8 protein-coding genes and 1 pseudogene are annotated in these 15,688 nt (G+C 72.3%); 5 read left to right on the forward strand and 4 right to left on the reverse strand.

What is annotated here, in order from left to right; translation table 11 throughout:
* From ACF1B9_RS13135 to ACF1B9_RS13150, 4 genes and pseudogenes are all read right to left on the reverse strand, one after another.
* A pseudogene (locus ACF1B9_RS13135) lies at window positions 1-378 on the reverse strand (hypothetical protein); the annotation flags it as partial.
* 414 nt (window positions 379-792) lie between these two features.
* Window positions 793-1,899 carry a peptide chain release factor 2 gene (gene prfB, locus ACF1B9_RS13140; RefSeq protein ID WP_391743944.1) on the reverse strand — a complete coding sequence of 369 codons (1,107 nt, stop codon included), beginning with the start codon at window positions 1,897-1,899 and terminating at the stop codon, window positions 793-795.
* Window positions 1,900-2,061: 162 nt separating this feature from the next.
* Window positions 2,062-3,300, reverse strand: coding sequence for a serine/threonine-protein kinase (locus tag ACF1B9_RS13145; RefSeq protein WP_391743942.1), 1,239 nt, complete (start codon window positions 3,298-3,300; stop codon window positions 2,062-2,064).
* Between the two features lie 181 nt (window positions 3,301-3,481).
* Window positions 3,482-5,116, reverse strand: a complete 1,635-nt coding sequence (locus ACF1B9_RS13150) for a serine/threonine-protein kinase (RefSeq protein WP_391743941.1) — start codon at window positions 5,114-5,116, stop codon at window positions 3,482-3,484.
* 588 nt (window positions 5,117-5,704) lie between these two features.
* Here ACF1B9_RS13150 and ACF1B9_RS13155 point away from each other — a divergent pair.
* From ACF1B9_RS13155 to ACF1B9_RS13175, 5 genes are all read left to right on the forward strand, one after another.
* Window positions 5,705-9,349, forward strand: coding sequence for an FHA domain-containing protein (locus ACF1B9_RS13155; protein WP_391743940.1), 3,645 nt, complete (start codon window positions 5,705-5,707; stop codon window positions 9,347-9,349).
* A gap of 141 nt (window positions 9,350-9,490) precedes the next feature.
* Window positions 9,491-10,858 carry an ABC transporter substrate-binding protein gene (locus ACF1B9_RS13160; RefSeq protein WP_376218864.1) on the forward strand — a complete coding sequence of 456 codons (1,368 nt, stop codon included), beginning with the start codon at window positions 9,491-9,493 and terminating at the stop codon, window positions 10,856-10,858.
* 4 nt (window positions 10,859-10,862) lie between these two features.
* Window positions 10,863-12,281 carry a carbohydrate ABC transporter permease gene (locus tag ACF1B9_RS13165; protein WP_391743939.1) on the forward strand — a complete coding sequence of 473 codons (1,419 nt, stop codon included), beginning with the start codon at window positions 10,863-10,865 and terminating at the stop codon, window positions 12,279-12,281.
* A complete protein-coding gene (locus ACF1B9_RS13170; RefSeq protein WP_365689111.1) occupies window positions 12,278-13,189 on the forward strand; it encodes a carbohydrate ABC transporter permease in 912 nt (303 codons plus the stop codon). The genes ACF1B9_RS13165 and ACF1B9_RS13170 overlap by 4 nt, the downstream gene beginning before the upstream one ends.
* Before the next feature lie 158 nt (window positions 13,190-13,347).
* The gene (locus ACF1B9_RS13175; RefSeq protein ID WP_391743938.1) at window positions 13,348-15,654 is read left to right on the forward strand and encodes a CDP-glycerol glycerophosphotransferase family protein; all 2,307 of its coding nucleotides are present in this window, start codon (window positions 13,348-13,350) and stop codon (window positions 15,652-15,654) included.
* The last annotated feature ends 34 nt before the right edge of the window (window positions 15,655-15,688 follow it).

The raw sequence follows: 15,688 nt of genomic DNA on the forward strand, positions 1-15,688 counted from the left end.
ACCCTGGTCGCCCGCGCCACCCTGGTCGCCCGCGCCACCCTGGTCACCGGCACCACCCTGGTCGCCCGCGCCACCCTGGTCACCGGCACCACCCTGGTCGCCCGCGCCACCCTGGTCGCCACCCTCCGTGGTGCCGCCCTGGTCGACACCGCCCGGGTCGCCGCCCTCTGTGCCGCCCTGGGACTCGCCCGACGGCCCCTTGAGGCCGGCGTCGATCCCCAGACCGGATTCGTCGACGTGAGCGTTGGCCGACAGCCCGGCAACGTTGACATCGACGCCGACGGCCGATGCCACACCGGCAGCGGTGAGCGAGGCGCCCGCGGCGATCACCGCACCCGCGGCTATCCGCGCGACGCGTACTCGCGTCTTCTTGGTCATCTGCTGCTACCCCCAGTAGCTGTTCTCGTCAGTGGAGCAGCCATATGCGGGCCCCGGCTCTGCGGGGTTCGCTCCGAACGGCGCCACATCGAGTCGTGGCCATACCGCCCGCCCCCGTTCACACCCGTCCCAGACATACGCATGCTGCCCTAGCACCCTGTCCAGAGTTAAGGACTACGTCAAGGCCGTTCCGGGCAATGTGAACCGGTTTGCTCGCAGTTGACCTTCATTCAGAATCACGACTGTGACGCACTCGCCACGGCGTCTGCGCAACTCGGAGGCCCAACTCCCTTTCGGAGCGGCTCCGTACCGCGCCCGACGAAAACGGCGGCGCCGGAACCCTTGGGGATTCCGGCACCGCCGCAAGAAACAGAGGCAAGGAAACAGGACAGGAAGCAGGCCCCTGCGGCCCGCCTACTTCTCCCGCTGCTTGCGCCAGCGGATGCCCGCCTCCAGGAAGCCGTCGATCTCGCCGTTGAAGACCGCTTCCGGGTTTCCCATCTCGAACTCCGTACGCAGGTCCTTGACCATCTGGTACGGGTGCAGGACGTACGACCGCATCTGGTTGCCCCAGGAGTTGCCGCCGTCGCCCTTGAGGGCGTCCATCTTGGCCTGCTCCTCCTGGCGGCGTCGCTCAAGGAGCTTCGCCTGGAGGACGTTCATCGCGGACGCCTTGTTCTGGATCTGCGAGCGCTCGTTCTGGCAGGAGACGACGATGCCGGTGGGGAGGTGGGTCAGGCGCACCGCGGAGTCCGTGGTGTTGACGCCCTGACCGCCCGGACCCGACGAGCGGTACACGTCGACGCGGAGCTCGGACTCGTCGATCTCGATGTGGTCGGTCTGCTCGACCACGGGCAGCACCTCGACACCCGCGAAGGAGGTCTGGCGACGGCCCTGGTTGTCGAAGGGCGAGATCCGGACGAGCCGGTGGGTGCCCTGCTCGACGGAGAGCGTGCCGTAGGCGTACGGCACCTGGACGGCGAAGGTGGTCGACTTGATGCCGGCCTCTTCCGCGTACGACGTCTCGTAGACCTCGGTCTTGTAGCCGTGCCGCTCGGCCCAGCGGATGTACATGCGCTGGAGCTTCTCGGCGAAGTCGGCGGCATCGACGCCACCGGCCTCGGCCCGGATGTTGACCAGGGCCTCGCGGGCGTCGTACTCGCCGGAGAGGAGCGTACGGACCTCCATCTCGTCCAGCGCCTTCTTGACCGACTCCAGCTCGGACTCGGCCTCGGCGAGGGCATCGGCGTCGCCCTCGTCCTGGGCGAGCTCGAAGAGGACCTCAAGATCGTCGATCCGGCCGCGGAGGGCCTCGGTCTTGCGGACCTCGGCCTGGAGGTGCGAAAGCTTGCTGGTGATTTTCTGCGCCGCCTCCGGGTCGTCCCAGAGGGAGGGCGCGGCCGCCTGCTCCTCAAGCGCGGCGATGTCCGCCCTCAGCGCATCCAGGTCCAGGACGGCCTCGATCGACCCCATGGTCGAGGAGAGGGACTTCAGCTCTTCGGAAATATCGACGACTGCCACGGGTCCAGCGTAACGGCTGTCGGCGCGGACATTCCTCGGGCCGCATGATCACGACTCGGTGACCGGGCGCGCGGAGCGTCCGCGCCCCCTGCCGCCGAGGGCTGCCGAGGGGGCCGCCCGGCTCCGGAAGCCGTCGGGAACCGCCCCGTGGGGGCGCTCCGGTCAGGGTGTTCCCGGCGCCGAGCTCTTCGTGTCCTGTGCGGGCGCGTTCGTGCCGTCGTCGCCCAGCGCCAGCCAGCCGCCGACGCCGAGGGCGACCACCAGCACCAGCGCCGCGGCGCCCAGCGTCAGACGGCGCTTGCGGACCGCCGCGGACTTGTTGCGGGCCGAGCCGGGGCGGGGCCTGCCCGGAGCGCGCGGGGCCCTGGCCGTACCCCGGGGACCGCCGGAGAGTTCGTCGGGGGCCGGGACACGCATGCTCGTGTGGGTGTCGCGATTGGAGTCGGTGGACGATCCGGGGACCAGCGGGACCGCGCCACGGCGGCGGGGCTCCTCGGGCGCGGGGGTGTACTGCTGCTCGTCGTACGTCCGGGGCTCCGGTTCGGCGTCCGGCTCGTCCACGTCGAGCGGCGGGATGCCGGCCAGCTGCGGGAGCTGCTCGCGCAGCCGGGCCGCCAGCTCGGAGGCGCGCAGCCGCGAGGCCGGGGCCTTGGCCAGGCACTGGACCAGGAGTTGCCAGAGCTCCTCGGGGATGCCCGGGAGCGGGACGACCGTCTCCGTGACGTGGCGGCGCAGGACCGCGCCGGGGTGTCCGCCGCCGAAGGGCGTGAAGCCGGCGAGGAGTTCGTACAGGACCGTGGCGAGGGCGTAGATGTCCACAGCGGCGCGGGGCGGGAGGCCCTCGACTATCTCGGGGGCCAGATAGTCCGGCGTGCCGATGATCTTGCTGGCCTTGGTGCGGCGGGGGGTGTCGATCAGTTTGGCCACACCGAAGTCGGTGAGCAGCGCGGGGTGCGAGCCGCCGGGGCCGAGCGGGCCCTCCATGTCGAGCAGGATGTTCTCCGGCTTGACGTCACGGTGGACCACTCCGGCGGCGTGCGCGGCGGCCAGGCCGTCGGCGACGTCCGCGATGATCGCGACGGCGGCCTCGGGGGCGAGGCGGCGTTCACGGTCGAGGCGGGTGCGCAGGTCCGTGCCGCGGACCAGGTTCATGACCAGTGCCAGGTCGTTGCCGTCCACCACGAGGTCGCGGACGGCGACGACATGGGGATGGTCCAGGCCGAGCAGCGCGGTGCGCTCCTGGACGAAGCGGCCCACGAGCTCCTGGTCGGACGCGAGGTCCTCGCGGAGCAGCTTGATGGCCACCGGGCCCTCGGGCCCCTCGCCGAGCCACACCGTGCCGGCGCTGCCGCGCCCCAGGATCTGGTGGGCGGTGTACCGGCTGCCGATATTCCGTGCCAAGACTGCTCCCTCAGCGGCTGGCGATGGACCGTCGCTCATGACCCCCGGTCGACAAAGTTACGCGTCGATCGGGGTGTTGAGTGCCCGGGATGGCGCCAACCCTCACTTCTGCGGGCGAAATGAGATGGAAACTGGCCCGCAGAAGTCGATTTAGCTACAGAGTTGATGATGCGTCGGCCGCTCAGGAACCGCTGCTGCCGCTGCCCCCGCCACCCAGTTTCGAGACCCAGTCGGTCACGGTGGAGACGGCGTCACTGATCGCCTGCCAGTAGCTCTTGCCCTGGCCGATCCAGTCCTGCAGCGGGGTCAGTTCCCAGATCAGCCAGCCCGCGACGAAGAGCAGGACCAGCGTGAACAGGCAGCCCTTGAGGCAGCCGAGTCCGGGGATCCTCATCGGGTTGGCGCTGCGCTGCCTGGGCTCGCGGGGCTGCCTCGGGGCAGGCTGCTGGGGCGGCGGCTGCTGCGGGGGCGCGTACTGCTGTCGCTGGTACTGCTGTTGGGGCTGGTGCTGCGGCTGATACTGCTGCCGCTGGGGCTGGGGGTACTGCTGCTGCGGCTGCTGGTACTGCTGCGGCTGCTGTCGTTGCTGCGGCTGGGGCCGCTGGGGGCGGCGGCGCAGCGGGTCCTGGTTCGGGTCGAGGTGCTGGACCTGTGTCTGCTCGTTGCGGTCACGGGCGGCCTGGAGCTGGGACTGCCAGGGGTGCGGGTCCTCGGGCTGCGGAGCGCCGTCCGCGCGCGGCGGTACGGGCGGCATGACCGAGGTCGGGTCGGCGTGCCCGCCCGGGCCCTGACCGGGGGCGTGCTGCATGACGCTGGTCGCGGCGTTCGGATCGTACGAGCCCGCGTTGCTCGGCAGCACCTGCGTCGGGTCGGCCGCGCCGGGGGTCTGCGGCACGGCCGCGGGCGCCGGGTCGGGTGCGAGCAGGGCGCCCACGCCGTCGGCCGCCGCGATCTGGGCGGCACTGGCGTGCACGCCGATGCCGGCCGCGACGGTGCGCAGTCCGCGGGCCAGGTTCTCGGCGCTGGGCCGCTGGTCCGGGTCCTTGCTCAGGCAGCGCTCTATCACCGTCCACAGCGGCGCCGGGACGGTGGTGGGGCGGCGGGGTTCCTCGCTGAGGTGACGGTGCAGGACTTCGAGGGCGGTGCCGCCGGAGAACGGCGGGCGGCCGGTGACCAGCTCGTACAGCAGGATGCCGGCGCCGTAGATGTCGACGGCGGAGGTCTGCGGGCGGCCCTCGGCGGACTCGGGCGCCACGTAGGCGGGCGTGCCGACGAACTCGTGGGTCCGGGTGAGCCCCGGGGAGTCGGCCAGGCGCGCGATGCCGAAGTCGGTGAGCATCGGGTGCATCTGGCCGTCGCGCTCGTCGAGCAGGACGTTGGCGGGCTTCAGGTCGCGGTGGACGACGCCGTCGGCGTGGCTGGCGGCGAGCGCGTCCGCGATCTGAGCGGTGAGCAGCGCGGCGGCGACCGGGGTGAGCGGGCCGTTCTCGCGGAGGTAGCGGTGCAGGTCGGGGCCGTCGATCAGGTCCATGACGAGGGCGAGGAGATCGCCCTCGACGACCAGGTCGCGGGTGCGCACGATGTTCTCGTGGGTGAGCCGGAGCAGCACGGAGCGCTCGCGCAGGAATCGCATCACGACGTCCGCGTCGTTGGCGAGCTCCTCCTTCAGGACCTTGATCGCCACGGTCTCGCCGGGCTGGCCGGCCACGGCCGCCTCGGCGCCTGCGGCCTCCCGCTGGCGGGCACGCCAGACGGTGCCCGTGGCGCCGCGTCCCAGCGGCTCCTCGAGCAGGTACTTGCTGCCTACCGGCCGCACGTCATGCGCTCCCTGCTGATCGTGGTGCTTGCGGTGCTCCCGGATCGGCCCGGGAGTTCCGGCCCACTCTAGGGCCTGTCGTCAAACTGCCGTCGCCGCCCGGAGGGCTGCCGTGCGGCGCCCGGCCCGCACGACGGACGGCGGTCCGTCGGCAGACCCCGGCGCGGGGCGGCCGACGGGGTCGAGCCGGTCCGCCCGGTGATCGTCGCCGGTTGCGCCCACCGGGCCCGGATGCCTACCGGGGGATACCGGACCGGTCGCGGAACAAGACGCTCACATCGGGTCGATGGTTGCCGCCCACCTGTACGACGAATCGTTTCGGACACTCTCCCGGAACGGTTCCGCCGCGGAGAACCTTCCAAGCAGGCACTTATGGGCGCACAGCAGACGTTTCAAGATCACTTAGCGGTGACCCCCGGGCGTGTTGTCAGTGGCAGGTGCGAGGATGCCTTCAGCACGGGACTGTGGGGTCGGGAGCCCTGCGGCACGTGACGAACCTGTACCGGACGACGCGTCCGTGTCGGGTGGGGGGAATCACAGGGCTTTTCCCCTGCCCGGCGCCCCGCGCAGAAGGGACCGCTGACGGCGATGCAGATCCGGCTGACCGTCCTCGCGCCGCGCAGCGGCCAGACCCCGGCGCGCGCCTGCGACGTGCTGGTCACCGCCCCGTCGGGGACGGCGCTCGCCACGGTGGCGTCCCCCCTGGCGGCGGCGGTCTCCGGGCCCGACGGCTCGCTCGGCAGCGGTGCGGTGGTGCTGTTCGCCGGGCGTGAGCGGCTGGACGCGCAGCGATGCGCGCTGGGTGAGCCCCCGCTGGTCGACGGAGCGGTGCTCTCGCTCCAGGTCCCGGGCGAGGACGAGGTGGCGGACGACGCCGTCCCGGCGCAGCTGCACGTGGTCGCGGGGCCCGACGCGGGCGGCGTCCATCTGCTGCACGGCGGCCGGGTCAGGATCGGCCGGTCCGCCGACGCGGACGTCCCGCTCGACGACCCCGACGTGTCCCGGCTGCACTGCGCGGTGACGGTCTCGGCGGACGGCCTGGTCTCGGTCGCGGACCTGGGCTCCACCAACGGCACCCTGCTCGACGGCGCGGAGGTCCGCGACCGCCCGGTCCGCCTGGATCCCGGCGCGCTGCTGCGGCTCGGCGAGTCCACGCTCCGGCTGACCTCCGGCGCCCGTACGCCGACGCTGGCGACGGCCCCGGACGGCGAAGGGCATCTTCGGGTGTCCGGCACGGCGGGCACGGCCGGTGCCGACGGCGACCCCGAGGCGTACGGCTCCGGTCATGCGTACGCCCAGGCCGTCTCCCCCGGCTCCGGGCCCGCTCCCCAGGAAGGGGCCGACGACCCTCACGCGTACGGAAGCGGTGACGGCGGACACACCGACACCCGCCGCCGGTCCCCCACCGAGCGCTCCCCCCGGTCCGCGGGCGAGGAGTCGCCCCGGCGGGGCGGGATAGGCGCCTGGGCGCGCAGACTCTCGGGCAACAAGGGCGAGCCGGTCCACGAGGCGACACCCGACGGGACGGGGGAGGCAGGGCCGCCGTATACGTCCACCGATCCCCTGGCGCCGCCGGGGTCCGCGTCGAGCAGCTGGCCCGACCCCGCGGCCGTGCTGCTGACCGCGCTCGGCCCCGGCCCCCGGCTCTGGGAGCGCGGCACCGCGCACCCGGAGGCGCTCGTGGTGCGCCTGGGCACGACGGACCGGGCCGGGCTTCCCGCCGTGCCGGTGACCGTCGGGCTGCGGGAGGCCGGTTCCCTCGGGCTCGCCGGGCCGCGGACGCGGCTGGCCGGACTCGCCCGCTCGACGGTGGCGCAGCTCGCCGCGCTGCACTCCCCCGCCGATCTGGAGATCGTGCTGATCAGCACGGACCGCGCGCGCGGCGCGGACGAGCGCAGGCGCGAGTGGGCCTGGCTGGGCTGGCTGCCCCATCTGCGGCCGATGCACGGCCAGGACTGCCGGCTGCTCCTCGCGTACGACCGCGAGCAGGCCGTCGCCCGTACGACGGAGCTGGTGCGCCGGCTGGACGAGGGGCCGCTCGGGCCCGGCTGGGCGAGCCTGGACCGGAGCACGGTCGCCGAGGCCGCCGGGCAGCACACCGGGCCCCACACCGTGGTGATCGTCGACGGCGACCCCGGTTCGGCGGCGCTGCGCGAGACCACCGCCCGGCTGGCCGCCGCGGGCTCGGCCGCCGGAATCCATCTGATCTGTCTGGCGGAGACCCCGGCCGCCACGCCCACCTCACCGGTCGCGGCGACGTACGAGGCCGCCTGCCACGCCTCGATCGCGTTCCGCGAGTGCGGGGCGGTGGCGATACTGAGCGGCGATGTGGCGACGGCTCTGCGACTGCTGCGTACCGCGGACGGCCGGGCCGCGGGCCGTGGCACGGTCGCCGCGGTGGACGCGGTGTCGGCGCACTGGGCCGAGCGGTTCGGCCGGGCGCTGGCCCCGCTGCGTACGGAGGGTTCGGCCACGTCCCACGGCCGGCTCGCGTCCGCCGCGCTCCCGCCGACCGCCCGGCTGCTGGACGAGCTGGGCCTGGCGCGCGCCACCCCGGCCTCACTGATGGCCCGCTGGGCCTCCACCGCGGACGACCAGCCCGGCGCCACGGTCCGCGGTTCGGGCCGCTGGACGGGCGGGCCGGGAGGTGCGGCCGGTGGCGGTACGGACGCGGACGCCCGCGGTTCGGGCCGTACGGAGTACCCGCGCGGCGCGACCCCCCGCGTGGGCGCCCAGCGCTCGGCGCCGGACGGTGTGGGCGGATACGGCCCCGGTTCGGGCCGCACCCCGTATCCCGGCAGCGAGACCGCCACGCACGTCGGCACACCGGGCCACGGCCTGGCGCGCGACGACACCCACGACACCCGTGGCTCCGGGCGCACCCCGTACCCCGGCACCGCCGCCCCCCGGGTCGGCGGCGGCCACTACGGCGGCCCGCCCGGGGACACTCCGGGCTCCCGCACCGTTGCCGGGTCGGAGTTCCGTGGCGGTGGAGATGCCCGGAGGGCCGACGGTCCCCGTTCCGCCGGGCCCGCGCACACGCCGAACCGGGTGAGCGGACCGCGCGGCGGCGACACGCCCCGGATCGCGGCGCGGACCGCCGAGGGCGCGGCGGCGGCCGGACGTGCCGCCGTGGCCGCGGACACCGGCACGGGCACGCCCGCCGCCGCCCCCGCCGAAGGCACCGCCGCCGTGGCCGCCGGGCGGCCGTTCGTGGTGCTCGGGGCCGGTCCCCGGGGCCCGGTCGGTGTGGACCTCGCGGAGGAGGGCCCCCATCTCCTCATCGAGGGGCCGCCCGGCAGCGGACGTACGGAGCTGTTGCGGGCCGTCGCCGCCTCACTGGCCGCGGCCGCCCGCCCCGACCTGCTGGGCATACTGCTGGTCGACGGTGCCGGGGGCGAGCGCGGCGAGAGCCTCGGCCCGTGCGCCGAACTCCCGCACGCGTTCGCCCACCTCGTGGCCTCCGATCCGGTGCGGATGCGCGAGTTCGCGCAAGCGCTGGGCGGTGAGCTGAAGCGGCGGGCCGAACTGCTCGGCTCGTACGACTTCACCGAGTGGCACCACCGGCACGAGGTGACGCAGCGGATGGTCGGCCAGCGTCCGCCGACGGCCGCTGAGCAGCGGGGCGACGTGGACTCGGCGATGAGCGGCACGCTCCGGCTGCGGCCCGCGGCGGCGCGGTCCGTGGCACCCGGGCCTTCCCCGCTGCCCCGGCTCGTCGTCCTGGTCGACGACTTCGACGCGCTGGTCGCCCCGGCGCTCGGCAGTCCCGGCCGGCCGGCCGCCGGTTCGGTCGTGCGGGCCCTGGAGGCCGTGGCCAGGGAGGGCGGCCGGCTCGGCGTCCACCTGGTCGCGACATCCGCCCGCCCGGACCGCACGGAGGACACGGACCTGACCCACGGGGCCCGGCTGCGCATCGTGCTGGACGCGCCGGTCGTCCCGCCCTCGCCGGAGGACCCGGCGCCCGGCCGTGGGCGCCTCGGTCATCCGGACGGGCGGGTGACGCCGTTCCAGGGCGGCCGGGTGACGGGACGCATTCCGCGTACGGCGACGCTGCGCCCCACCGTCGTGCCGCTGGAGTGGGAGCGGATGGGCGATCCGCCCACCCGGCGCCCGGTCCGGGAGCTGGGCAACGGCCCGACGGACCTGGCGCTGCTCGCCAGTGCGCTGGAGCGGGCGGCCCGGTCCGTCGACGCGGAGCCGATAGCCCCGTTCGGGCCCGTCCGTTCCTGAGGTCCGCCTGGTCCGTACATGCACTGACATGACGTCACGAGCCCATTACGATCAAGGAGTTGACGCAGGGAGCGGTATTGCGGCGCCCGTGCACCGGGCGTAGGACTGTGCGCACACGACGATGTGAGAGACGGGGAAGCTATGCGCACAACCCTTCGGATCAGCAGGGCCGCGGTGGTGTTCAGCGCCATCGGCGCACTGGCCCTCACCGGTTGCAGCGACGACGGTGGCAGCGGAAAGGGCAAGCCGGAAAAGAGCTCCGGGAACGGCAAGGGGGGCTCGTCGAGCGTCGCCCTGCCGAAACTGGACGGCGAGAAGCTCTCGGTCGCGGCGGTCTGGACCGGAGCCGAGCAGGCCAACTTCGTCAAGGTCCTCAAGGAGTTCGAGAACCGTACGGGGGCGACGGTCACCTTCGTCCCGGCCCAGGACCCGATCGTCAACTTCCTCGGTACGAAGATCGCGGGAGGTCAGCCGCCGGACGTCGCGATGATCCCGCAGGTCGGCGCGATCCAGCAGGCCGCGCAGAAGAAGTGGGCCAAGCCGGTCGGCCCCGAGGCCAAGGCCCAGCTGGACAAGAACTACTCGAAGGTCTGGCAGGACCTCGGCACGGTGGACGGCACCCAGTACGGCGTCTACTTCAAGGCCGCCAACAAGTCCCTGATCTGGTACAACGCCAAGGCGTTCGAGAACGCGGGCGCGTCCGAGCCGAAGACCTGGAAGGACTTCCTGGCGACGGCCGAGACGGTCTCCGCCTCGGGTGTCACCCCGGTCTCGGTCGGTGGAGCGGACGGCTGGACCCTCACCGACTGGTTCGAGAACATCTATCTCTCCCAGGCGGGCCCGGAGAAGTACGACCAGCTGGCCCAGCACAAGATCAAGTGGACGGACCCCTCCGTCAAGGACGCGCTGACCACGCTCGCGCAGCTCTTCGGCAAGCCGTCACTGATCGCGGGCGGCGCCGACGGCGCGCTGCAGACGGAGTTCCCGGCCTCGGTCACCCAGACCTTCACCGGCGGAGACCAGCCGAAGGCCGCGATGGTCTACGAGGGCGACTTCGTGGCCGTCAACATCGCGCAGACGAAGGCGAAGATCGGGACGGACGCCAAGGTGTTCCCGTTCCCGGCGGTCGGCGCCGAGTCCCCCGTCGTGACGGGCGGCGACGCGGCGGTGGCCCTGAAGGACGGCAAGGGCGCCCAGGCCCTGCTGACCTGGCTGGCCTCGACCGACGCGGCGAAGATCATGGCCGAACAGGGCGGGTTCATCTCGCCGAACAAGGCCCTGGACGCCGCCGCGTATCCGAACGAGGTGCAGCGCACGATGGCGAAGGCGCTGATCTCGGCGGGTGACGCGGTCCGGTTCGACATGTCCGACCAGGCCCCGCAGTCCTTCGGCGGCACGCCCGGGAAGGGCGAGTGGAAGACCCTCCAGGACTTCCTGAAGAACCCGAAGGACATCGCGGGGACCCAGGCGAAGCTGGAGTCCGACGCGGCCAAGGCGTACAAGAGCTGACGGGATGACGACAGCCGCAGCGGGGGGCGCCGACGCGGTGCCCCCCGCCGACAAGCATCCCTCCGGACAGCCGTCGGTACCCGCACCCAGGAAGCCGTCCGATGCCCCGGCCGGTGGCCCGGGGCGCGGACGCAGGAGTGTGACGGGCACCCGCCGGATCATCGCCGCGCTCTTCCTGGCGCCCGCGCTGGTACTGCTCGGCGCGCTCGTGGTCTATCCGATCGTGTACTCCGTGTACCGGTCGTTCTTCGACCAGGCGGGTACGGGCTTCGCCGGATTCGACAACTACAAGGCGCTGTTCACCGACGACACCATCCGTACGGCGATCAAGAACAACGCGATCTGGGTCGTGTTCGCGCCGACGGTCTCCACGGCCCTCGGGCTGATCTTCGCGGTGCTGACGGAACGGATCCGCTGGGGTACGGCGTTCAAACTGATCGTCTTCATGCCGATGGCGATCTCCATGCTCGCCGCCGGCATCATCTTCCGGCTGGTGTACGACCAGGCCCCGGAGCGTGGGGTCGCCAACGCCGTATGGGTGGGTGTGCACGACACGTTCGCCGAGTCGGCGAGCTACCCGAAGGCACATCCGCTTCCCGTCCATCCGCTCAAGGCGGGCGGCGGCGGCTCGTTCGTCACCAAGGCGCCGGTACGGGCCGGACAGCCGGTCCAACTGCCGCTGGTCGGTGTGGCACCGGCGAAGATGCCGACGGACGCGAAGCCGGCGAAGGCCGCCGCGGCGGAATCCGGGAAGATCACCGGCACTGCGTGGCTGGACTTCACCAAGGGCGGCGGCGGCAGACCCAATGTCATCGACGCCGAGGAGCTGGGGCTCAAGGGCATCAAGGTCGAGGCGGTCAAGGACGGCAAGGTGGTCGCCTCGGCGACCGCGGGCGCGGACGGTACGTTCACCCTGCCCGCCTCGGCCGACGGCGCCGGACTCCGGTTGCCCGCATCGAACTTCAAGGAGCCGTACAACGGGGTCGAGTGGCTCGGCCCCACGCTCGTCACACCGGCGATCATCGGCTCCTACGTCTGGATGTGGGCCGGGTTCGCGATGGTGCTGATCGCCGCGGGCCTGGCCGGTCTGCCGCGTGAACTCCTCGAAGCGGCCCGGGTGGACGGCGCGAACGAGTGGCAGGTGTTCCGCCGGATCACGGTGCCGATGCTGGCGCCCGTTCTCTCGGTGGTGCTGGTCACGCTGATGATCAACGTCCTGAAGGTCTTCGACCTGGTCTTCATCATCTCACCGGGCTCCTCGCTGGCCGACGCGAACGTGCTGGCGCTCCAGCTCTACCGCTCCTCGTTCGGCACGGACGCCGACCTCGGGATCGGCAGCGCCATCGCCGTACTCCTGCTGCTGCTGGTACTCCCGGTGATGTACGTCAACATCCGCCGGATCCGGAAGGAGGGGCGCCGATGACGACAGCCTCGGCCACGACCGCGAGCACGACGGCCGGTACCGCACCGGTGAAGGCCGAGCGGTCCCTCGGAGCGCGCATCGCCGCCCGCGCCGGCGGCGGTGTGATGCGGGTCTTCCTCATCCTGGTGGGCCTGTTCTGGCTGATGCCGACCGTCGGGCTGCTGCTCTCCTCGCTGCGCGGCGCGGACGACATCGCGTCGAGCGGCTGGTGGAAGATCTTCACGGCCCCCTCCCAGCTCACCTTCGACAACTACTCCCGGCTGCTCGACAACTCGACCATCACCCACTCCCTCCTCAGCACGGTCATGATCACCGTCCCGGCGACCGTCCTGGTCGTCGTGATCGGTTCACTGGCCGGATACGCCTTCGCCTGGATGGACTTCCCCGGTCGCGACTGGTGGTTCCTGGTGGTCGTGGCGCTGTTGGTGGTGCCGGTCCAGGTGGCTCTGGTCCCGGTGTCCAAGCTCTTCGGCGCGGTCGGGATCTTCGAGACGACCTTCGGCGTGGTCATCTTCCACACGGCCTTCGGTCTGCCCTTCGCGATCTTCCTGCTGCGGAACTTCTTCGCGGAGATCCCGAGGGAACTGCTGGAGGCGGCCCGGCTCGACGGAGCGGGCGAGATCCGGCTCTTCACCCGGGTCGTGATGCCGCTCGGCGGCCCGGCGATCGCCTCTCTGGGGATCTTCCAGTTCCTCTGGGTGTGGAACGACATGCTGGTCGCGCTGATCTTCGCGGACTCCGGCTCCCCGCCGATCACCGTGGCCCTGCAGCAGCAGGTACGGCAGTTCGGCAACAACATCGATGTGCTGGCGCCCGGCGCCTTCGTGTCGATGGTGATTCCGCTGGCGGTCTTCTTCGCCTTCCAGCGCCAGTTCGTCTCCGGCGTGATGGCGGGCGCGGTGAAGTAGTACGCCGCACAGGCGTACGTCAACACGGGGTGGTCCTGTTCACCACAACAGGGCCATCCCACCTGCACTTTCACAGGTTTGCCACGTTTTGACGTAACTCCGTCACTCCATCGGCCGTTTGCGGACCGCCCGCGCTGCGAACGACCCATGGATGTGTTGTGCCCCGGTTCAGTGTCATTGTGCCCGCGTACCGGGTTCAGGCGTATCTGCACGAGAGCCTGGACTCGGTACTGACCCAGTCGTTCGAGGACTTCGAGCTCATCGCGGTGGACGACTGCTCACCCGATGCCTGTGGCGCCGTCATCGACGAGTTCGCGGCCCGCGACGGCCGGGTGCGGGCCCTGCACCTGCCGGAGAACGTGGGCCTGGGCCGGGCCCGGAACGCCGGGATGGCACAGGCCACCGGCGACTACCTGATCTTCCTGGACAGCGACGACACCCTCGCCCCCGGCGCACTGCGGGCCGTCGCCGACCGGATCGAGGAGACCGGGGAACCCGATGTCCTGGTCTACGACTACGCCCGTACGTACTGGACGGGCGAGAGCGTGCGCAACACCTTCGCCGAGCACCTCTCCCAGACCGGCCCCGCCACCTTCACGCTCGCCGACCGGCCGGGGCTGCTGAAGGTCCTGATGGTCGTCTGGAACAAGGCGTACCGCCGCGAGTTCGTCGAGGCCGAGAAGTTTGCCTTCCCGTCCGGTTACTACGAGGACACTCCCTGGACCTACCCGGTGCTGATGGCCGCCCGCTCGATCGCGGTACTCGACCGGGTGTGTGTCGGCTACCGGCAGCGGCGCCAGGGCAACATCCTGGCCACCACCAGCCGCAAGCACTTCGACATCTTCGAACAGTACGACCGGGTCTTCGCGTTCATCGACTCCCGACCCCGGCTCACGCCCTGGCGGCCGGTGATCCACCGCAGGATGCTCGACCACTTCTGCACGGTGTTCACCACCCGGGGCAGACTGCCGCGCGGCAGCCACGCCGAGTTCTTCCGCCGTGCCCGCGCCCACTGCGACCGCTACCGCACCCCCGGCGCCCCCGCCCCGCACCGCGCCCGGCTGCGCCACGGCCTGATCCGGCTGGGCGCGCGCCGCACCTATCGCGCACTGTGGGCGGCGCAGCTGCTGCACAGACGGCTGCGGAGCGTCACCGCGGCCGTCCGCCGGGTACTGCGGGCCGGCGCCCTCCAGGCGTACTACCGCGTCCAGTTGCGGCTGCCCGTCCAGAGGGACCGGGCGGTGTTCGCCGCGTACTGGCACCGCGGCTACACCTGCAGCCCGGCGGCGATCGAGGCGAAGGCCCGCGAGCTGGTCCCCGGCCTGCGGACCGCCTGGATCTGCCGCCCCGAGGACGCGCACACCGTGCCCACCGGGACGCGCTGCATCACCCCCGGCACGTACGGCTACTGGCGGGCGCTGGCCCGCTCCGGCTATCTGGTGAACAACGTCAACTTCGACCGGCGGCTGGTCAAGCGGCGCGGCCAGGTGCTGCTCCAGACCCACCACGGCACCCCGCTCAAGACCATGGGGCTGGACCTTCAGAACCGGCCGGCGGCGGCTCGTGGGACCGATTTCGGGCAGTTGCTCGCCAACGTCGACAAGTGGGACTTCTCCCTCTCCGCGAACCGGCACTCCACCCTCGTCTGGGAGAAGGCCTATCCGTCGGCCTCCGCGAGCTGTGCGACGCTGGAGTACGGCTCTCCGCGCAATGACATCTACCAGCGGGCCACTGCCGACGACGTGGCGCGGCTGCGCGAGTCGATCGGCGTCCCCGAGGGCACCCTGGCCCTGCTGTACGCGCCCACGCACCGCGACTACCGACGCGATCAGCACTCCGTGCTCGACCTGGCACGCGTGGCGCGGGCCCTCGGTCCGGGCTTCGTGATCCTGGCGCGCGCCCATTACTCGTACGGGGCCCAGCCGGTCCGCGAGCCGCATCCGCGGGTCGTCGACGTCAGCGGCCACCCGTCCGTCGAGGCCCTCGCGCTCGCCTCCGACGCACTGATCACGGACTACTCGTCGCTGATGTTCGACTACGCCAATCTGGACCGGCCCGTCGTCATCCACTGCGGCGACCGCGAGGCGTACGAAGCGGCCCGCGGCACCTACTTCGACCTGCACTCCTGCCCACCCGGCGCGATCGCGTACAGCGAGGCCGAGCTGCTGGACGTCTTCACGACCGGCCACTGGTGCGGCACCAGCTCCGCCCAGCGGCGCGAGGCGTTCCGGGAGCGCTTCTGTCCGTACGACGACGGGTACGCGGCGGAGCGGGTGGTGCGCCGGGTGTTCCTGGGCGAGACGGCCGTGCATCCGCCGGTGATCCCTCCGGCGCTGCGGCGGCCCGCACCGGCGGCGGGCGACCCGGCACGCGTCCCGGTCCCCGCCCGCGCCGCGCTCCCCGGGGACCGGCAGGCCTCCACGGGCCTCGGCCTCGCCGGGGCACGGCCCACCAACCTCCCCTGACCGCGCCCCTCCCCGCGCCTCCCGCCTGCCCCGA

The organism is Streptomyces sp. NPDC014727 (assembly GCF_043083485.1).
Classification (GTDB): Bacteria; Actinomycetota; Actinomycetes; order Streptomycetales; family Streptomycetaceae; genus Streptomyces.